Annotated in this window: 19 protein-coding genes; all 19 read right to left on the bottom strand. The window is 50.9% G+C overall.

Annotation, left to right across the window (positions count from 1 at the left end):
• Nucleotides 1-112: 112 nt before the first annotated feature.
• The gene (gene recO, locus A7975_RS31395; protein ID WP_053376813.1) at nt 113-856 is read right to left on the bottom strand and encodes a DNA repair protein RecO; all 744 of its coding nucleotides are present in this window, start codon (nt 854-856) and stop codon (nt 113-115) included.
• 168 nt (nt 857-1,024) lie between these two features.
• The gene (locus tag A7975_RS33430; protein ID WP_082198578.1) at nt 1,025-1,183 is read right to left on the bottom strand and encodes a YqzL family protein; all 159 of its coding nucleotides are present in this window, start codon (nt 1,181-1,183) and stop codon (nt 1,025-1,027) included.
• 100 nt (nt 1,184-1,283) lie between these two features.
• Nucleotides 1,284-2,207 (bottom strand): GTPase Era, encoded by a 924-nt coding sequence (gene era, locus A7975_RS31400; protein WP_053376814.1) that lies wholly within the window; start codon nt 2,205-2,207, stop codon nt 1,284-1,286.
• Between the two features lie 8 nt (nt 2,208-2,215).
• The gene (gene cdd, locus A7975_RS31405) at nt 2,216-2,653 is read right to left on the bottom strand and encodes a cytidine deaminase (RefSeq protein ID WP_053376815.1); all 438 of its coding nucleotides are present in this window, start codon (nt 2,651-2,653) and stop codon (nt 2,216-2,218) included.
• 29 nt (nt 2,654-2,682) lie between these two features.
• Nucleotides 2,683-3,045 carry a diacylglycerol kinase family protein gene (locus A7975_RS31410; protein WP_053376816.1) on the bottom strand — a complete coding sequence of 121 codons (363 nt, stop codon included), beginning with the start codon at nt 3,043-3,045 and terminating at the stop codon, nt 2,683-2,685.
• Complete coding sequence (gene ybeY, locus A7975_RS31415) at nt 3,045-3,542, bottom strand: rRNA maturation RNase YbeY (RefSeq protein ID WP_065387756.1); 498 nt, start codon at nt 3,540-3,542, stop codon at nt 3,045-3,047. Before ybeY ends, A7975_RS31410 begins: the two co-directional genes overlap by 1 nt.
• Nucleotides 3,539-5,785 carry an HD family phosphohydrolase gene (locus tag A7975_RS31420; RefSeq protein ID WP_053376818.1) on the bottom strand — a complete coding sequence of 749 codons (2,247 nt, stop codon included), beginning with the start codon at nt 5,783-5,785 and terminating at the stop codon, nt 3,539-3,541. The genes ybeY and A7975_RS31420 overlap by 4 nt, the downstream gene beginning before the upstream one ends.
• 17 nt (nt 5,786-5,802) lie before the next feature.
• On the bottom strand, nt 5,803-6,774 hold the full coding sequence (locus A7975_RS31425) for a PhoH family protein (RefSeq protein ID WP_053377870.1): 972 nt from the start codon (nt 6,772-6,774) through the stop codon (nt 5,803-5,805).
• A 6-nt stretch (nt 6,775-6,780) separates the two neighbouring features.
• Nucleotides 6,781-7,974: a sporulation protein YqfD gene (gene yqfD, locus A7975_RS31430; RefSeq protein ID WP_053376819.1), complete on the bottom strand. Its 1,194-nt coding sequence runs from the start codon at nt 7,972-7,974 to the stop codon at nt 6,781-6,783.
• A 55-nt stretch (nt 7,975-8,029) separates the two neighbouring features.
• Complete coding sequence (yqfC, locus tag A7975_RS31435; protein WP_053376820.1) at nt 8,030-8,308, bottom strand: sporulation protein YqfC; 279 nt, start codon at nt 8,306-8,308, stop codon at nt 8,030-8,032.
• 221 nt (nt 8,309-8,529) lie between these two features.
• Complete coding sequence (locus tag A7975_RS31440; RefSeq protein WP_053376821.1) at nt 8,530-9,024, bottom strand: hypothetical protein; 495 nt, start codon at nt 9,022-9,024, stop codon at nt 8,530-8,532.
• A 51-nt stretch (nt 9,025-9,075) separates the two neighbouring features.
• Nucleotides 9,076-10,065 carry a flotillin-like protein FloA gene (gene floA, locus A7975_RS31445; RefSeq protein WP_053376822.1) on the bottom strand — a complete coding sequence of 330 codons (990 nt, stop codon included), beginning with the start codon at nt 10,063-10,065 and terminating at the stop codon, nt 9,076-9,078.
• Nucleotides 10,066-10,098: 33 nt separating this feature from the next.
• Nucleotides 10,099-11,472, bottom strand: coding sequence for an NfeD family protein (locus tag A7975_RS31450; RefSeq protein ID WP_065387757.1), 1,374 nt, complete (start codon nt 11,470-11,472; stop codon nt 10,099-10,101).
• A 156-nt stretch (nt 11,473-11,628) separates the two neighbouring features.
• Nucleotides 11,629-12,072 carry a GatB/YqeY domain-containing protein gene (locus tag A7975_RS31455; RefSeq protein ID WP_053376824.1) on the bottom strand — a complete coding sequence of 148 codons (444 nt, stop codon included), beginning with the start codon at nt 12,070-12,072 and terminating at the stop codon, nt 11,629-11,631.
• Nucleotides 12,073-12,087: 15 nt separating this feature from the next.
• Nucleotides 12,088-12,261, bottom strand: coding sequence for a 30S ribosomal protein S21 (gene rpsU, locus A7975_RS31460; protein ID WP_005547957.1), 174 nt, complete (start codon nt 12,259-12,261; stop codon nt 12,088-12,090).
• Nucleotides 12,262-12,346: 85 nt separating this feature from the next.
• On the bottom strand, nt 12,347-12,700 hold the full coding sequence (locus A7975_RS31465) for a histidine triad nucleotide-binding protein (RefSeq protein ID WP_053376825.1): 354 nt from the start codon (nt 12,698-12,700) through the stop codon (nt 12,347-12,349).
• An 89-nt stretch (nt 12,701-12,789) separates the two neighbouring features.
• Complete coding sequence (locus A7975_RS31470) at nt 12,790-13,392, bottom strand: hypothetical protein (protein WP_065387758.1); 603 nt, start codon at nt 13,390-13,392, stop codon at nt 12,790-12,792.
• 15 nt (nt 13,393-13,407) lie between these two features.
• Nucleotides 13,408-17,268, bottom strand: a complete 3,861-nt coding sequence (gene addA, locus A7975_RS31475) for a helicase-exonuclease AddAB subunit AddA (protein ID WP_082198580.1) — start codon at nt 17,266-17,268, stop codon at nt 13,408-13,410.
• 5 nt (nt 17,269-17,273) lie between these two features.
• A complete protein-coding gene (gene addB / locus A7975_RS31480) occupies nt 17,274-20,789 on the bottom strand; it encodes a helicase-exonuclease AddAB subunit AddB (RefSeq protein ID WP_065387760.1) in 3,516 nt (1,171 codons plus the stop codon).
• Nucleotides 20,790-20,807: the final 18 nt, after the last annotated feature.

The raw sequence follows: 20,807 nt of genomic DNA on the forward strand, positions 1-20,807 counted from the left end.
CAAACGACATCATCTAGCATAAATCAATCGCTCCATTCATGTAAACATGCAAAAGTAGGAGCATGGTCTACGACCTCAGATGTAGAAAAAAACCATATTAATCCATTACAGCTTACATCAGCTTATCAAGCTGATCGAGGAAGTTACGTGATTTCAGCTGGAGACCTAGATGCGTATCCATTAGCTTGCGCATCGCAATTTTAAGCTCTGCTTTGGTCTCGGGTTTAACTTGGATCGAGCCAAGCCTTCTCATATCCATTCTGCGAAACAATCGAAGCAGCTTGTATGCGCCTTCTCCAAGCAGCACCGCATGCGGGTCTTTGCCGGAGCATCGCGTACATAGAATGCCTCCCATATAGGGAGAGAGCTTAAAGGGTCCGACGACATTGCCGCAGCTTACGCATTCATCTAACGCCGGCGCATAGCCAGACAGGTCCAAAATTCGCATTTCGTATAGATGGGTGACAATTTGAGGATCTTTCCCCTCTTGGAAAGCCGAAAGACAAGCCTTAAGCTGCTCAAAATGAAAACCTGTGGCCTCGTCGTCCTGCAAGGAGCGGTCTGTCAGCTCCGCTACATAAGAGGAATATGCCGCCAAATCAAGCTTTTCACGCAAAACATGGTGAGATTCAATGATCTCACCATGATTAAGCGTGCCGAGTCCGCTTGTGCGGAAATAAGCGAACTCTCCATATGTAAACGGCTGCGCGAGTGAAGAATGTTTGCTCTTCACCTTCTTCGCGCCGCGGATAAGAACACCCGCTTTGCCGTTTGTCTTCGTGAGCAGTGTAACAATTTTGTTGCCTTCCCCATAATCCATGCTTCGAATGACAATTCCCTCGACACGATACAGCATATTGCAAACTCTCCCCTGAAAGCAAAAACGTGAGATTCGCCGTCCCATGGCGGCGAACCTCCGCTTAGCGGTTAAAAACAAGCATTGCATATTGGATCCAAATTATGCCCGCTTATCTTTTCAAACCTTCTATACCTGATCATTCGATTCAATAATACCTTTGATCCATTAGCCTGATGTATCTTCTAATTCCATCATGGCAAGCTCGTCTTGATCAACAGCTAACGCATTGGAGTCATCGGCCCCAAATTGATTGATTTCCTTGTAAAGCATGAAGGACTCGACATCCCCGGTCAACGTAAAATACTTCCACGAAAAATTTCGCATACGTATTCATCCCTTTCCGTCCCAAGAAATGCTGCTCCAGACGGTAATAGGATGCGATAATCCGCTTCAATCTATCCTTAACAAAAAACGTCAATTGATGTTAATCGTGGCGATAACCAAGATCTTTCAATACGCGTTCCTGGTTGCGCCAGTCCTTCTTCACTTTCACCCACAGCTCAAGGTAAATGCGTGAGCCGAGAAGCGCTTCGATATCCTTGCGCGCCTGTTTTCCGACTTCCTTGAGCAGTTCGCCTTTTTTGCCGATAATGATTCCTTTTTGGGAGTCGCGTTCGACAAATATAACCGCTCCGATATATACGACGCCATTTTCCTTCACGCGCATATCCTCGATCGTAACCGCAATGGAATGAGGAATTTCTTCTCGCGTCATATGCAAAATTTTCTCGCGAATCAGCTCCGAGCAAACAAATTGCTCAGGGTGATCCGTAATTTGATCCGCGGGATAATATTGCGGACCTTCCGGCAAATAACGAGACAGCTGCTCGAGCAGCGTTTCTACGTTATTTCCTTTGAGCGCTGAGATCGGAATGATCTCCGCAAAATCATGAAGCTCGTTGTATTGCGTAATCATCGGCAGAAGCTGCTCCGGCTCTACCTTATCGATCTTGTTCATAACAAGAAAAACAGGCGTTTTTACTTTTTTGAGCTGCTCGATAATGAAGCGGTCGCCGCCGCCAAGTCCTTCGGCTGCGTCGATCAAAAATAGCGCCGCCTCAACCTCTCGAAGCGCGCTTTCAGCCGTTTGCATCATGTAGTTTCCAAGCTTTGATTGCGGCTTGTGAATGCCCGGCGTATCCAGAAATACGATTTGTGTATCGTTCGTTGTGTAGACCCCGTGGATTTTGTTCCGTGTCGTCTGTGGCTTGTCCGACATAATGGCAATTTTCTGGCCGATTAGATGATTCATCAGCGTCGATTTGCCGACATTCGGTCTGCCTATAATAGCGACGAAGCCGGATCGGAATTTTTTGTTGTCACGCTCATTTGATGTTGTTCGATTCATATGTTTAATTAACGCTCCCTATTATCTACTAGTGAAGCCGGCGTGAAAGCTCCCGGCAATATTTCTGATACGGTCGATATCGTCCATTGACCGTTTAAATTCCCCATGATAACGGGCATGTCTGGCGCACAGAGCTCCACCAACACTTGACGGCAAACGCCGCATGGCGCGATTGGTCCATCCGTGTCTCCCATTACGGCAATTGCCTGAAATTGGCCTGGGCGCTTTCCATCTGCGATTGCGCGATGCAAAGCTGTGCGCTCCGCGCAATTGGTAGGGCTATACGCCGCATTTTCCACATTACAGCCGTAATGGACATGTCCCTCATCATCGAGCAGCGCTGCGCCTACTTGGAAATTGGAGTAAGGCACGTATGCACGAGACATCGCTTCCTTCGCTGCAAGCAGCAGCTCCGTGTACGGCTCCGATAACCCTTCGTATACCATTCTGACCATCCCCCTCATTTTATTCCAGCTTATTTCACCATTAAATGCCATAAGGGCGGCCCAAGGATGAGCAGCCCTATTATAGCCGAGATCGCTGCCGCAACTAACACGGCTCCCGCCGCAACATCCTTCGCTACTTTAGCTATCGGATGAATGTCCGGGCTAGCCAGATTAACGGCTTGTTCAACAGCCGTATTGATCATTTCCGCGCTTATGACAACGGCGATAGCGAGCAAAATAATCGCCCATTCCAACGGCTCAAGCGACACGATTAGCCCTAAAAGGCATGCCGCCAAGCCAGCAACGGCATGAAACCGCATATGGCTTTGCGTTCGTAGCGCGAAGCCGATCCCGGATATCGCAACAGCGAAGCTATGAATAAACTTACTCATTACCGGGAAAGGCCAGCTTTCTGCAAAATCGCTTCCTGCTTCGCGGTCATTTCTGCTTCCGTTGCATCGTCTTGATGGTCATAGCCGATGAGATGCAGAAAACCATGGACAAACAAAAAGCCGATTTCACGCTCCAAAGAATGGCCATACTCCTCGCTTTGTGCCTGTGCCGTATCGACACTGATAATAATGTCGCCAAGCATTCCGGAAATCGGATCAACCTCGTCCTCGCTCTCTACTTCGAAGATGATGTCAAGCTCATCCACGCCATCTTCTTGCATGGCAAACGACAAGACATCCGTAGGACGATCAATGCCGCGGTATTCGCGGTTAAGCTGATGAATTTCCTCATCGTTCGTGAACGTCAGCGATACCTCGCCGCCCGTAATGCCTTCCGCTTCGCCTGCAAGCTGCAACAGCTGTTCTAATTTTGTAATCCACTGCTCAGGTATTTCTAATTTATCCTGCTCGTTGCTCCAACCTAGCTGCAAGCTCATGCCAAGCGCTCCTTTGTTTTCACGTCATCTGGATATTCAATACGCGAATGGAAAATGCCAATTACGCTTTCTTTAAGCGACTGCGCAATTTTGTCAAGCTCCTTCAACGTCAAATCACATTCATTGTACTGATTATCATCCAGCCTGCTTTTAATAATTTTGTGGATCATCGCCTCTACCTGCTCCACAGTTGGATTGCGCAAGCTGCGCACCGCCGCCTCCACGCAATCGGCAATGCCGACGACTGCCGCTTCCTTCGATTGCGCCTTCGGACCAGGATAACGGAAATCATCCTCGGTAAACGCGGGCTCCACTCCCTGCTCCTCCGCCTGTTTAACCGCTTTGTAATAAAAGAACTTCAGCGAGGTTGACCCATGATGCTGCTCGGCGATATCCCGGATCGGCTTAGGGATATTATGCCCTTTAAGCATGTCCACACCATCTCTAGCATGCGCAACAATGATCGATTTGCTAAGCTTTGGATCGATCGTGTCGTGAGGATTTTCAATATTCGTCTGATTCTCGATAAAATAATTCGGCCGTTTCGTCTTCCCGATATCATGGTAAAACGAACCCACGCGGCACAGCAAGCCATCTGCCCCAATTGCTTCGGCCGCCGCTTCCGATAAATTGCCGACCATTACGCTGTGATGATACGTGCCCGGCGTTTCCGTCAGCAGCTTGCGAAGCAGCGGATGGTTCGGATTCGACAGCTCCACAAGCTTGAGCGCCGACAAAATGCCAAACGTTATTTCAAAGAAAGGCATTAGGCCGATAACCAGAACCGCCGTTATTAGTCCGCTTCCGAAAGCAAATGCGACCGAATAAATGAACGGCATGCGATCCATCTGCTCGGACAGCAGCAAAACCGTAATGACGGAAAAGGAGCCGAACAAGCTCACCATAATACCTGCCTTCAAAATGGTAGACCGCTGGCTCGCCCTGTGTATCGAGAAAATAGCGGCAAACGAAACGACAATAATGACAAAGCCGTACTGGAAATCGAAAATTTGGTTCTGGCTGGTATTTAATATAATGCTTCCCATAATCGCAAATAATATCGAACTGATCATCGCTAAATGCATATCAAGGAGCAGCGTAATCAGCATCGTTCCAAGCGCGGCAGGTGCCAAATAGCCAGCATACGGCGCGGCATCCGTCTGCGTCAATGAAACAATCTGGATTGTGATCACATTTATTAGGAAGATGAGCCACAACATAAGCAGCGACGCATTGTTATATTTCGGCTTTATGCCGTTGATGCTTCCGGATTGATGCAAATAAGCATAAATCACAACGATGAACATCAAGGACATAATCAACAGCCCCAGCTGCGGCCAATAGTTCTTCTTATCCTGCAGCAGCGAGGAATCTACCAGCAGCTTGTACAAATCAGGCGTTATCGTCTGGCCGCGCTTGACGATCAGATCCCCTTCTTTAATGACGACAGGCGGCGTATTTTGCTTCGCCTGCACTTTAGCCTCATCCGTTGCCGCTTTGTCCAAAAACTTGTTTGGCATAATCGCGAATCTTGCCAGCTCCTGCACGATTTCTCTGCTTGTCCGGCTAGATAACGAGCTTGCGTTTACGAGCTCAGCGACTTGTGTTCTTGCAGTCTCCGCCTCGCGAAGCTGCTCGCCTGACAGCTTACGCACAATATCCCGAGCTACTTTGCGCATCTCGGTTAAGGTTTCGGAAGTTAAGTTCGGCATCTTGTAGAACGTTTCTTCCGGAATCGTATATTGCTGCTCTTTCGTAATGACCGACATTTCTTCCAGCAGCGTATCGTTGTAAGTGCCTTTGCCCTTGTTAAGCTTCACAAAATTATCAACGAATTCCGAATAGCGACCTGGAATTTCATTTCGGTAAATATCGATTTTATTTTGAACGGTCACTTGGTCATCCAAATTCAACTGCTCAATCCGAACAAAGATTTGCTCAACCAGCGCCTCGTTTCGTACCGGCACGATCGAATAAATAACGTCGATCTTGTCAGCGGCATCCTCTTCCGCCTGCCTTGTCGCCTTCTCGTCTTTTATTTGGAAGGGCGCTTTAATATCCTTCTCGCTTACAGCGCCCTCCTCAATATCATAGGTTTCGGGAACGAGATGCGGAGCCAAGCTGAAATAGAATAGCAGCACAAACATAAACATCAGCACCCAGCGAACGGCTGTGCTTTGCTTCCAGCCCGCCGTTTTAGACGGCCGCAAGCTCTCCTGTTTTCCGGTCTGGTTTTGGTTCATGCAGCAGACATTCCTTTCTAGGCTTTGTTTTCAGCATCCCAGTTGTAGGCTACAATTATTTTTTGCACTAACGAGTGACGCACGACATCCTGCTCAGAGAAAAGGATAATGCCTATTTCCTCTATGTTTTTCAAAATACGCTGCGCTTCGATTAAGCCCGAATTTTTGCCTCGCGGCAAATCGATTTGCGTAACGTCCCCTGTAATTACCATTTTCGACCCGAAGCCAAGCCTTGTCAAAAACATCTTCATTTGCTCCGGTGTTGTATTTTGCGCTTCATCCAAAATAATAAAGGCATCGTCGAGCGTACGCCCCCGCATGTATGCAAGAGGCGCGATTTCGATCATGCCGCGCTCAATCGCTTTGACTGTTTGATCTGGGCCCATCACATCATGCAAAGCATCGTATAGCGGACGAAGGTATGGATCTACCTTTTCCTGCAGGTCGCCAGGCAAAAATCCGAGATTTTCTCCCGCTTCGACAGCAGGCCTTGTCAGTACGATTCGCTTCACAGAGCCTTCCTTAAGCGCTGCTACAGCTAATACGACGGCAAGATAGGTTTTGCCCGTTCCCGCGGGACCAATCCCGAATACGATATCCCGTTTGCGGATGGTCTTCACATAATGGCGCTGCCCAATCGTCTTCACACGAATCGGCTTGCCGCGGTACGTCGTCGTAATTTCTTTCTTAAACAAGTCTAACAGCTCTTCTGCTTGCATTGACCTTGCGAGTTCAAGCGCGTATGCTACATCTCTCTCGGAAGGCTGATAGCCCCCGCGTACGAGCTGTATGAGCACATTGTAAAGCTGTTCTAGCGAATCAACCTCTTCAGATGGACCTGAAATGACAATTTCCGCTTCACGTGATGTAACCGATGATTCAACCTGCGATTGAATAAGCCGCAAGTAATTGTCTTGGGGTCCGAATACAGCCAGTCCCTCCGCTGCGTTGCCTAGAGGTATTTTTACTACTTTCGTCTCAATTTGCAACAATCCTCATTCTCCCTGCATCTGGACTAGTGGCATTTCCTTAACGATAGATTGCTCGACCTCAAAAAGAACTTTCATATAAACTTTACCATTGTCCGCCTTTTCATGCAAAACAATTTCATCTCGGATGACCGCATCGCTTCCTGCTTTTATGAGCACATCGGCTTTTGCCTGCAGGATGCCGGCGCTCTTCGCCTCTTCTTCCGTCAGCGTCCTCTCCTCCATGCGCGTCTCCATAATCGTTTCCTTCATGCGGCCGATCGGAAGCGACCAATTGCGCCATGCCGCCTTCTCCTCATGGCGTATCGCCTCAGAATCGCTGAAGGGATTATCGCCATAGCCGCTTACTTGGAGGGCGCGCGAGCCTATTACCGCAAACCATTTTGTCTTCTTTTCGCCTGTGTATACTTTAACATGCTGAACCATGGGCGAGGCGATTTCAAACTCGTACCAGACGAGGCCTCTTACTTTGCCTTTGGCAACGATCGTTCGCGAATACTCTTCTCCGCCAATGGTTCCGGAGATCAGCGTCTGCCCTTGCTTCACCTTCGTATTTTTTCTGACTACGGGCCTGCCCGCCTCCGCGATAATTTCTGTCACGACAGCGTCTGCCGATGCTACGAGATGACGCGGCGTTTGCAAAGAAGCCAGCTTCGGGATCGTAGCTTCCACCACTTGAATAATAACCTTCGTGCCCTTCTTCTCTACGCCAACCCATGTTGAGCCCGGAAGCTTGCGCACAAGCTGCTTGGACAAAACATCGGCATCGGCAAGGCGAAACGACCACTGCATCGGATATAATCCCTCCTGCTTTGCGGCGAGACGGATTTGATCCTCGGTCAGCTTTACATTGCCTTGCACCTCAACGCTCCACACCAAGGACGAAAGCATGAATATGATTGCAAAAAACAAAACGATACCGGCTGCAAATAGTTTTCTGCGCTCCGCTTTCACGAGCAGAAACGGCAGCCCTTTGCGCTTAGTGACATGCGCCCGGCAGCCTGTCTCCTTTAAATACGGGCGAAGACCAAAAAAGTCGCTAACCGAGATCTCGAACTCGAGCAAGCCGCTGCTTGTCCATCTAATGGAAGACAGCTGCAAGCCGCCGGAGAGCGCACGGTTGACGAGCAGCTCCGGTTGTCCTCCCCTTATGTGAACGGTAACCATTCCCTTTAACCAATCGGCACCTTGTCCGCTCATTCCGTTCGCCTCCGATACATTTTTTTTTTGCAAAACAAGCTTGCTTTCATCTATTTTAGGGTATCAGTTGAATGTTAGTGATTTGACCCTCTACAAACACTTCCTCCGTCCATATGGTGCGGATGACGAGCGAGGTGCCCGTAACCTCCAGCTCTCCTTTGCTTAGCGCGAGCCGCAAGCGTTCGCTCGAGAAATGAACGACTCCCCGATGGTTTTCGATATATAACTGGCAATCGCCGATCATCGTTAGACGCGGCAAATCAAAGACGACATCATGCGGCATATCCAATAGCTCTGCTGTCACTTTGCGAAATTTCTTTTTTATACGGCGCATGGAAGAATCTTTGCCTCCTTCAAGGTTCGTTGAGCAAACCTGCTATGTAAGCAAGCATAAGCTAAGCCTTGCCAGAGCAAAGCAAAGGATTGGCGGTTTTCATGTACTGTACCAAAATATGCGAGAGTTAACGTTTTTATGAGATGAATCTCCCACATAAAGCTTATGCGCCTTGGAAAACAAAAAAACCGCCGGAGCGGTATGCTCAGGCGGTTCATTCATTATTTTCGATACGGTCTCTTGGACCGGGGCGGACCCAAAATTTCAGCCCATATGACCGCGTTGCGCAGATCGTCAGCTTGCACAGTTGTTCGAGCAGCGCTCTGACCAGCTGATTTGCGCTCTGCTGTAGCCTGGGCCAATGCTTTGCTTGCCGATGCCCGCTCAAGCGAACGCTGCAGAGACGCGATCTGAGACGTTCCTGCGGCCTCGTCTGTTTCTCTAGCTAATTGCGATGGATAAGCTGAACGCTGACGCTGCGGATCAGAATCAGTCCGGTAAACGGGCTGTCCCTCCGTATGCTCCTGCTGGGGCGGATCTAGGCTTGGTTCCCGTTCGCTTTGCGGAAACAAGGTTCGAGGCAGCCCTCCTCCGCCAAAGTCCGGCATTTGCCTTGGCTTCTTCTTCGAGCTTGCTTTGCCAAATAGCGAAGCAAGCGCTCCGAAAATTATGACAACGATAAAGATGTTATTCATCAGAAACTCAATAATTTTCAAAATGCCTTCACCTCCAAGGCTCGGTCACGCTATTCGCTGCAAACGATCGCATTAGCGGCCTTCTTTGTGGTCAGGGGAGTTATCCTGCTTGCCAATGGAGCTGCGCATTTGCGTATCAGCCTCGATATTCTTCAAGTTCATATAATCCAAAACGCCGATTTTCCCGCTTCTGAGCGCTTCAGCCATCGCAAGCGGAACCTGTGATTCCGACTCGACTACGCGAGCTTCCATCTCGACGACCTTCGCTTTCATTTCCTGCTCATGCGCGACAGCCATTGCGCGGCGCTCCTCGGCTTTCGCCTGAGCGATCTTCTTATCCGCCTCAGCTTGCTCGGTTTGAAGGTGTGCGCCAATGTTTTTGCCCACGTCTACGTCCGCGATATCAATCGACAAGATTTCAAACGCTGTACCCGCATCAAGCCCTTTGCCGAGCACCGTACGCGATATCATATCCGGATTCTCAAGCACATCCTTATGGGAACTAGCCGAACCGACAGTCGTTACGATACCTTCGCCGACACGGGCAATAATTGTTTCTTCACCCGCACCGCCGACGAGACGTTCAATATTGGCACGTACCGTTACTCGCGCTTTAACCTTTACCTCGATGCCGTCCTTTGCCACCGCCGCAACGATAGGCGTCTCAATAACACGAGGGTTAACGCTCATTTGAACCGCTTGAAGCACATCGCGACCAGCCAAATCGATGGCAGCCGCACGTTCGAATATAAGCGGAATGTTCGCGCGCTGCGCGGCGATCAACGCGTTTACAACACGGTCAACGTTACCGCCAGCAAGGAAGTGACTCTCAAGCTGATTAATGTTTAGCCCAAGTCCCGCTTTAGTCGCTTTAATTAGCGGGTTAACGATTCTGCTTGGCACAACCCGGCGCAAGCGCATCGCAACGAGCGTAATAATGCCTACTCTAACGCCTGATGCCAGTGCCGAAATCCAAAGCATAATCGGGAAGAAGCTTAGAAATACGGACAGCACGATAATAACGACTACGGCCAAAATCAAAAAGGAAACCAATGGATCCATTTGTCCAACCTCCATGTATTTAAATTGTCAGCTCTATTTTACGATTTCTTTGACGACTACCCAGGTTCCTTCTGCCTTGATAACCTTGACGGAACGATTCGTATCGACGAATTCGCCGGATGTGACCACATCGATGCGGTTATCGCCGATTAATACTGTACCCGCTGGGCGCAGCGGCGTAATCGTCATCCCCTCGAGCCCTAGAAGTGAATCCTTCACATCAGCAGACAAGTAACCTTGCTCCGTCGTCAGCTTGTCACGCAAAATAAATTTGTTCCAAATGCCGCGTTTTTTGTTCAATCTTACGAATATGGCAATCAGAATGATCGCACCTACAAGAGCGATGACAATCGAGATGAATGCCGTCATCGGATCATTCGCCGCCAGGACTACACCCGCTATGAGCGACGCACTTCCGAGTATGCCCAATATTCCGAAGCTCGGTACAAATACCTCGATAATCAGCAGCGCAATCCCGATTACGAACAGGACAACCGATTCCATCCCCGCAAATCCGGCAACGTAATGGCCAAAGAAATAAAGGCCAAACGACAACAGCCCGATTATGCCTGGAGCGCCAAAGCCAGGAACGAGCATTTCGATGACAATGCCTGCAATGCCTAGGATGAGCAGCACCGTCATAACGATTGGATTGATGAGCCATCTGGCCGCATTTTCGGCAAGAGACGGAGCAACCTCAATCTGCGTGCGGCCATCAAGGCCAAGCCACTTCACCACTTCATCGACAGAAGCAGCCGTATGCTCGGAATAGCCGACCTTCTCCGCTTCGCTGGCTGTCAGAGTAAGGATCTCGCCCTTAAGCTTGTCTCTGCCAATCTTATCCTTCAAAGGCAGCGTCACATTCGGATCAACCATCGCCGCAGCGATGCTTTTGTCACGCCCCTGCAAGCCCGCCGACTCGGCCATTTCGGAAGTCCAAAATGAGATCGTCTTCGGATTTTCAATCAGATTACCCGATCCATCTACAACCGCAGCGGCACCGATCGTGCTGCCAGGCTGCATGACGATGTTATCTGCATTGAGCGCGATATATGTGCCTGCCGATACCGCCTTGCCTTCAACGAACGCCGTTGTCGGAATTTTATTCTCCCGAATAAAATGGCCGATGCTCTCTGCGTTCACCACTTTGCCGCCAAGCGTATTAATTACGAGAATGACATGCTCTGCTTTCGCTTCCTCTGCCTCTTTATACGCTCTCTCCAAAAACGATTGCAACCCAGACTCAACCGTTTGCTTTACTGGGATAACATAAACGGCGGGACCGATTTCATTCGCCGCCTTCGCCTGCTCCGCCGGAGTGACGAACAAGCCTGCAAGCGTCACCAGAAAAATAGCCGTAAGCAGTGCAATAGGTGCGGTGGACAATCTTCTTCGCCATCGGTTCATGTGCAAGAAGCTTCCTCCTTCTTTTCATGTATTGTTCCCTACTACGTACAACTGGCCAAAAAGTTTCATTGTTCGCTCTCCATACTATACCATTCGAACCAGAACAAACAAAAAAACACCCCCGTTAAGGGGTGTTTTGTGAGTCCGAATGTTTAGTTAGTTGAGATGTTGCTGTACGAGCTGATTTACTAGTTTACCGTCAGCGCGTCCTTTTGTTTTGGGCAAAAGGGCACTCATAACTTTTCCCATATCGGCTTTGGAAGAAGCACCGAGTTCATGGATGGTCTGCGTTACTATCTCTTGAATCTCTTCTTCAGTCAGCTGTTCGGGAAGGTATTGACTAATAATTTCAATTTCGACCTCAAGACCCGCTACTAAATCATCACGGCCGGCTTTTTTAAATTCTTGGAGGGAATCTTTACGTTGTTTGATTTCGCGACTCAATATATCAAGCACTTCTTTATCGTCCAAAGGACGCTTGAGATCGATTTCCAAGTTTTTCACTGACGCGCGCATCATACGAATTACGGAAAGCTTAAACTTGTCCTGATTCTTCATGGCTTGCTTCATATCGTCGGTCAATCTTTCGCTCAGGTTCATTATGGAAGGATCCTCCTAAAACTTTCTCTTGCGCGCAGCCTCAGACTTCTTCTTGCGCTTCACACTTGGCTTTTCATAATGCTTGCGTTTTTTCACCTCAGCTAGAACTCCATCTTTAGCGATGGAACGTTTAAAGCGGCGAAGCGCAGCATCAATAGTTTCGTTTTTGCGAACTTTAGTTTCAGACACCAGTTTTCCCTCCCTCCGAAACAGACCGTCCAGAGCTATAACACGGTTTATCAAATTTCATTATATGTCAAACCAAAAGGCAGTGTCAACTTTGGATATTTGCCAGCTGCGAAGAAAGTTTTGTTCCCCCTAGCAAATGGATATGCAGGTGATAAACAAGCTGTCCTCCATCGGAATTAACATTGTTGACAAGACGGTAACCTGACTCCGCGATCCCTTGCTCCTTGGCAATCTGGCGGGCTACCGAGAACAGCTCGGCTACGACCGGATCATCTTCATCGGTTACGTCATTCATGGTCGGAATATGTTTCTTCGGAATGATGAGAATATGTACCGGAGCAGCTGGCTGTATGTCGTGGAATGCGAGAATTCTGTCGTTCTCAAAAACCTTCTTCGACGGAATTGCGCCTTCGATTATTTTGCAAAAAATACAGTCCATGTGATTCACCCCCTGTTCAATAACCTTCTCTTATCATAACGAAAAATCGGGAGCGAGTCCAATGGAATACCAGACTGCCGGCTCATGCATTATTTTGATGCGCTTTTCATCGTTTCTTGAAGCTTCGAAACCAGATCAATCCAGTCAAGCCCGCTGGACAAGCGGATTAAAGCGATTCGGTTATCGGCGATGCTGGTATTGAAGCCATTCATCGTTTCAGACATAGCTTCAAAAGAACTTTTTAATCCTGTAGCATAGCTTTGTTCCTCTTCGTTTAGCGCACCGTTGTAGCTTCCTAGTGATTGCAAGCCTTTTTCGGCATTAGCTAAAAAAGCCAGTGTCGATTCCGAACTAAATTTCTCCGGTTCAGCAGATACGCTCGCCGCTTCTTCAGTGAGCTTAGCTACAGCATTTCCTTTTGCCGTTACTCTGCCTGCATCAAATTTTACGTTAAGGCGTTCCTCTAAGCTTTTGCTTTGCAGCATCGCATCAAGCACCGGAATCATTTCATCCACATATTGCTTCGACTCCATGGCTGCCGCAAAAATCTTTTGGCCTTTTACAAAATTATTTTCCTGCTTATGCTGTAAAAATTGTGAGTATAAAAATACATTGCCGATTAAGCTGAATACGAGAATAACAAGTGTAATCGGCAGCGCGATCGAGCGTTTGCCCGTTTGCTGCTGTTCCAACTTCGCAGCCTCCTTTTATGCTTTGTTCGTTTGCTTCAGCTCCACAGACTGTCCGCCGTCAAAGAAAAAGACATGGCACTCATCCACTTTGCGCCCGAGTACGGATTCGATCGCTTCCGCATACAGCTCAAGCTGAAACCTATGCCTCTCTGCCGCTTCTGCCCATTGCTGCCTGCTGATCCGATCCGTCTTGTAATCTAGCAATACGACGCCGCGCTCATCCTCAAACAAGCAGTCGATAACGCCTTGAATCAATATTGGTTCCTGCATTAACGCTTCGCTGGAATCCGGATATACCCGGCTCGCAGGAAACATGCAGCTGAAGGGAACCTCCCTACGTACCCACTCAGAGGCTAGCAGCCGCTGGCCTAGCTCACTTGTGAAAAACGCGGCGACGGCTGTCAGATCAATCGCCTGCGACTGCTTAACCGTCATTAAACGGCGTTTAATCATGTCGTCGAGCGTTAGTTTCAACCTCTCCTCATCTGCTGGCTCCATAAGGGATACATGCTGCATGAGCAAATGGTTGACAGAGCCTTTTTCCGCCGCTGTAAGCGACTTCTCTTCCATGAAGCTGGGACGGCGAAGGCGCAAGGTGTAATTAGCAGCCGGAATGGAGAATGGGTCCGCTTGCTCAGCATAATCATTACTCTGCGGCTCCTCCAAAGGAACCGCATCCTCCATTACTTCCGCATGCAGCCTTTTCATTTCGGTAACCGATGTTTTGGCTGCAAGCAGCGCCGCCTCTTGATGCGGATATTGCCATTCCAGCCGGGATCGGAGCTGCCGGTCCTCCTCGACTTGCTCAAGCAAGGCCAAGGAAGTTACGGCTTGCAGCCTTTCTTCCTTAGCCAAATCCTCTTGGTCAGGCTCTTCTACCGCCGCGGCGGCTTCCGTGCCGAATATCGAAGCCGATACGATTCCAGCTTGCCACTTCGGCGCGTTCTCGTCCGCCTGCTGCTTTGCCGCGATTTGCCTTGCGGCGAGCGGCCCAAGCCAGTCGATAAAGGATCTTGCGGAAGCCACGCGGAAATCCGGCATTCTGCCATTCGCATCAACTGAAGCCAGCCAGCGCCGAAGCTTTGCTTCCGCGTCCGATACCGTTGCGACAAGATACATTTTTTCCTTTGGCCTAGTCAAAGCAACGTATAGAATCCGCATTTCCTCTGCAAGCATCTCTCCTCGCATTGCCCTTCTAATCGCCAAATAAGGAAGCGTAGGGTAGCTGATACGGAGAGCCGGATCAACAAAGCGGGGGCCAAATCCAAGCTCTTTATGCTTCAGGAAAGCGCTGCGTACGTCCTGCTGATTGAACAGCTTGCCAAGACCAGCCACAAATACGACCGGAAACTCGAGACCTTTGCTCTTATGGATGGACATGATGCGCACGACATCCTCTTGTTCGCCGAGCGCTCTTGCCGTCCCTAGATCACCGCCGCTATCGCGCATGCGCTCGATAAACCGCAGAAAACGGAACAAGCCGCGGAACGATGTCGCCTCGTATTGCCGCGCACGGTCATGCAGCGCTCGCAAATTCGCTTGTCTTTGCGTTCCGCCCGGCAAGCCGCCTACAAAGTCGTAATAGCCCGTTTCACGATAGATTTCCCACAGCAGATTAGCTAGCGAGCCCTGCCTTGCTTCCTCGCGCCAACGGTCCAAGCTCTCCAAAAACAATGAAAGCTTTCTGCGAGTGTCATCCTCCAGAAGCAAATCTCCAGCCGCTGCAAGCACCGCATCGTAATACGTCGATTTTGCCGATTGGATGCGAATGCGGGCTAACTCTTCCCCATTTAGCGCAAATAAAGGCGAACGCAAGGCTGCTGCCAGCGGTATATCCTGATACGGATTATCGATGACGCGAAGCAACGATAACATCGTCTCTACTTCAATCGCGTCAAAATACCCGCTGTTCAGCTCTGCATATGCCGGGATGCCGCTCCCTTGAAGCTCCTCAATAATGATTGGCGCCCATTGCTGCGTCGCTCGCAGCAGAATGACGACATCTCGCCACTGCATAGGCCTGTTCTCGCGCCGCTTCCCGTCATAGACCTGAAAGCCGCTGTCGATTAAGGCATTCAGCTGCTGCGCGATCCAGCGAGCCTCAAGCTGCGCCGTTTTCAGTTCGGAAGGCGACTCCGCTTGCGTAGCTAAATTGCCTTGGTCGCCATCATCCGTTAGCTCAGAGGTCTCCGCATTTTCGGCATCATCATCCTCGGCGTCATCCATATCCCCTTTGTTTAATACAGCAAACTCCACTTGGAAGCGGTCAGCCGGTACCGGATTCGGATAGGAGGCGCCGCATACAAGCTCCGCTCGCTCGTCATAGTCCATCTCGGCCACATTCTCACGCATGATCGCACGGAACACCGCATTTACCCCGTCAACAACCTCTGAGCGGCTGCGAAAGTTGCGCGCCAAGTCAATACGCAGGGCATGAGGGACATCCGTTTCAGTCAGCTTGCTCGTTTCCCGGCGCGAGAGGTAGGATTTGTATTTTTGCAAAAAGAGCTTCGGCTCCGCAAGACGAAAGCCATAGATACTCTGTTTGACATCGCCTACCATAAAACGATTCCCTGCGCCAGGGCGCTCGATTAAGGATACGATAGCCTCCTGCACCATATTGGTATCCTGATATTCATCCAGCAAAATCTCATCGAATTGCTGCTGGAATTCAATCGCGGCTACCGAAGGGGTCATATGCTCCGGCGTCGATGCGGCATCTCGCAAAATCCGCAAGCAGTAATGCTCCAAATCCCCAAAATCAAGCAGCCCTTTCGCACGTTTTGCCGCTTCATAGCCTTGTCCGAATTCAATAACAAGCTCTGCCAGCGCGCGCATCAGCGGTGCCAGCTCCTGGAGCTCCTCCAGAAATTGCCCGGCATCCCTGCCGAACAGCTCCTCAGCAAGCGATGTAATCAGCTTCTTCGCTTGATCGCGCAAGTCCTTCGCTTGCTCCTGCAGCGACTTGTCATATTCATCGCCGCGCATCGCCTTCAGCTTGCCGAATTGAATCGCTTGAAACGATTCAATCCACTTCTCCCAAGGCTGCGCATGAATCATATCCTCAAGGCCGCGAACAACCTGCAAATCCTCATCGAACGTTGCGGCATAAGGCGCAGGACCGGCAGGCTGCCGCGTCAAATCCAGCGCTTGATGAAGCAGCGAAGCCGCGCCTTCCAAGGCAAGCTGGATATCGTTCTTTAAGCTGATCACCCATTGGCTGCCTTGAAGGGCTGCCACGTCTTCAACGTCAAATGCTTCCGCTGTCTGGCGCAGCCAGTGCTCCGGCCATGGATGGCTTTGCGCAAAATCGTACAATTGCTGTACCAGCCTGTATAAGGGTTCATCGCCGCGCTCGCCGCCATAGCGGTCCGCTAAACGAAGAAACGCCCCGTCATCTCCAGCTCCCTCGTACTTTTGCTCGAATAGCTGATCAAGCACATCGAGCCGCATCAGCTCGCTCTCCGTTTCGTTCGCTATGCGAAAGCCAGGATCCAGTCCGATTAAAGGATAATACCGCCGGATAACATCGAGGCAAAAAGAGTGCAGCGTCGTTATGGAGGCACGGTTCATCAAAGCCAGCTGGCGGCGCAAATGCTCGGAATCCGGTTCACGCTCAAGCTCCTGCTCAAGCGCCAGCCGTATCCGATCCTTCATCTCCGCTGCCGCCGCCTTGGTAAAGGTCGCAACAAGCAGACGGTCGACGTCGGTATGCGCCGAAATTTTTCGAATAATCCGTTCAACCAGCACCGCTGTTTTGCCCGAGCCAGCCGCGGCAGCAACAAGAATGTTGGAGCCGCTAGTGACGATGGCATCCCACTGGTCGTCGGTCCATGTGCTGTTTTCCGGTTTGGGGGAATCCTTTGCCGTGTGCATACTCATCACTCCTTCTCCAGCTGCTGCCAAATCTCTTCCTTAGATGGCTTGCCCAGCTTCCTATATTCGTTTCCTTCGAACTGCGCATCAAACTGGCATACCGCTTTATAGTCACAATACTGGCATGGCGTTTTTGTGCCCATGCGATAAGGCTCAATGGATACCTCGCCCGCTTGGATCGAGCTGCCGATCCGGCTAATCGTGCTTCTGACGGAATGCCTAAGCACATCCCACTGCTCATTCGTAACGACCGAGGAACTGCTGTAGAAGCTTCCGTCACGCTTAAGCGCCACAGGGAGCAGCTCCGAGTAACCTGTCTCTAGTTCATCATCCATAAGCTTTACGGTTTCCGAATCGGCGGTAACGAGGCCGCGCATCTTGAACCGTTTCAACAGCTGTCCATTGACCTCGGCTGGACTCATGCTGTTTGTCAGCGCCAGCAGCGGGTTATGAACGTGAAAGTAGAGTACGCCTGCAGGGGACGCAGGCTGTCCAAGCCATGCGGATGCATGCGTTACGAGCACGTCGAGATAAGTCAGCATTTGCAGGGAAAGTCCGTAAGCAACCTCTTCCAGCCGCAGCTGCGTGGAGCTTGATTTGTAATCAAGCACGCGCAGCAATAGACCTTCTTCCGTCTCAGCCGCATCTACGCGGTCAATCCTTCCGATAATCTCCATCACACCGCCGTCTTCCAGCGGAATGCGCAGGGAAGGCAGCGTGCCATCCGGTCCAAAATCAACCTCTGTGCCGACCGGGTGAAACTGCGCTCTGCGCGCGTGCTCGCCCAGCATAAGCGCAGCTTGTCCAACGATCTCTTTCAATTTGCGGGCAATATATTGAAAACGGCTGCTGCTGAGCAAAATTTGCGATTGAAGCTTAGGTGCCAGCTCGTCGACTGTTTGCGAGGCGGCGGCTCTAATCTCGGCTTCAGGCATCTTGCCCCAGCGCTCTCCAAGGCCTGCTGCCATCCGGCTGAGCGCCGCATGGAACAACTGCCCCACGTCGGGTGCTTCCAGGCGGTATAGCTTTCTTTCGCGGAGCTTTAAGCCATGTATCGCAAAATGCTGGAACGGACAGGATACGAACCGCTCCATGCGCGACACGCTAACCTGCAGCCGAGCTCCATAAAGCTGCCTAGCGGTATCCTTCGACAGCAGCTGCTCCTGGTTCTCATAAGTTAAGGAGGCTGTCAGCAGCTGAAGCTTGTGCTGCCATTCCGGCCGAACCGCGAACCAATTGTACATATCCCACCAAAAAGGGGCGATCGTCGCGCCATTTTGCCATTTTCGAATTGCGGCAATTAAATAAGACAACGTTCGCTGCGGCTGCGACACGAACATTCTTTGCTCTGATATCGTCAAGCTTGGAGACGGCTCAGCCGCAACATTCTGTACCGGAATGCCGGGAAAGAGCTGCTTGACATGCCTTACAATCTCTGAGGGAAGCAAGCTTTTGCCTTCCTCGTCTGCTTGGGCCCAGCTTAACCACAGATGCCGGCTTGGCGTCGTCAAGGCGTTATAAATCATAAACCGCTCATCGAGCAAGCGGCGGCGCACGCCAGGCGCCATCGCTAATCCGTCCTCTGCGAGCCTCTCCCGCTCGGGCTCCGTAAGAATGCCGTCCTCCTTCACTCTCATCGGCATGACGCCATCGTTGGCACCAAGAACATAACAGACCTGTACATGGCCGGACCTCGTCCGGTCCATGCTTCCGATCAGCACCTGGTCTAGCGCCGGAGGCACCGCCGCAAGCTTCAAGCTGTCGAGGCCAGCCTCAACCATGCCGGCGAACAGCTCAGGAGATACCGACTGCGTACCTGCAAGCTCAACTAACTGATCAAGCAGCTGCATGATGCTGTCCCAGAGCTGGCGGTGGCTTCTGGCCCGCTGCGTCTTCCCATTTTGCGTGTCCTGCAAGCTCCACCGCTCCAAACGATCCGCTGCATCCGAGTGATCGAGCAGGCGGTATAACGCCTCGCACATCTGCTGGACGTTCTCCGCCTTCTTCAGCGCCTCGCCGAATCGGCGAAGCGGAGGAACTACGGCTTCTCTTGCAGCAAGCACAATATCGAACTCTCGCTGCGCTTTGTCGCTGATTTTCGTATCGATTTCCTCGTCATCATCGAGGGAAATCGGAACTAATGGATGCCAGCGCTTCTTATCGAGCCATTTCCAGCCGTCGATGCCTGCCGCTAATGCGAAGTTTTCGAGCAGATCGAACCACTCGCGCAGCAAGCTGCCATCCATAGGAAACAGCATTTCCGTCTTGACGCAGCGGAACACCGCGTCATACCGCCAGCCGAAGAGCACCGTTTCGAGCGCGGACCGGATAAATTCGACAAGCGGATGATGGACTGCCTTCTCCTTCTGATCGACAAAATATGGAATGCCATAATCGGCAAATACAAGTCCAATATAATCGGTATAATCCTCGCTATTGCGAACCATCACGGCGATGTCGCGCCAGCGAAGCTCCTCCTTCTGCGCTCTGCGAACGATATCGCGCGCGACCGCCTCAACCTCGGCTCGCCGATTCGCGGCAGCGTGCAGCGATACGCCGCTGCGCCTGTCCTCATGATCCATCATCGCCCGGTCCGCAATCAGCATCGACACTCGATCGCTATAATGCTTCTCAAGATGGGCGAGCATCGGACTGTTTCTAAAGCGGATGGGAAGGTCAGTTCCCAGCACCGTCGGCTCCTGGACATCGACCTCGTATTTAGCTGCCAGCTCCATCAGCTTGTTATACGTCTCGGCGGTCGGATGAAAGAGCTCAAGCTCATGCGGCAGCTCTCCTACTTCATAAGACCGGTTAAGCGTCAGCGTTACCGTAACCTGCGCCGAGGAAGCGATTAGCGCGCCAAGAGCCTCGTACTCGGTTGGCGTAAAGCCATAAAAGCCATCGACCCATATTTGCGCGCCGTGCATGGAGGCTGCGTCCGCGAACCCATTTTGCAAATAACGCAAATAATCCTCGGCGTCGATGTACATGCCCGCGAGTTCCTGCTCCATCTGGCTATAAATAAGCTGCAAATCATGCAGTTTACGCTTTAGTAATGTGGACTGCCCCGCACCCGTGTCTGCTGCCTCCTGCCTCTCTTGCAGCAGCTCCGAATCGATGCCATAACGTTTCCACTCCGTTAACAGCTCCGCAAGACGGTCAATGAATCCAGGCTGCTCTGCACCGCTTTGAAACAACTCCAGCTGAGCGCCAAGCCTGTGAACGATCTTATATAGCAGCATATGCTTGCCCGTATCGCCGATTGGAACAAGCGCTGTCCCTCCCGTTTCCTGCATAACACGAAAGGACAGACGCCGAAAGTTAAGCGCCTGTGCCCTGATCGTGCCATTCAAATCGCCGCTTTGAAGCAGCGCATATTCCGTTTGGAAGGTTGCCTGCTCCGGAACGAGCATGACGAGCGGCGGCCCGTCCGGCTGAACGCGCAGCTGCTCCCTTATTTCATTCAAGCAATAGGATGTTTTACCGGTTCCCGATCGTCCGATGACAAAGCGAAGCGACATACCCAGCTCTCCCGTCTA

Origin of the sequence: Bacillus sp. FJAT-26390 (assembly GCF_001682865.1) — a bacterium.
In the GTDB taxonomy this organism is placed as follows: Bacteria; Bacillota; Bacilli; order Paenibacillales; family Paenibacillaceae; genus Pristimantibacillus.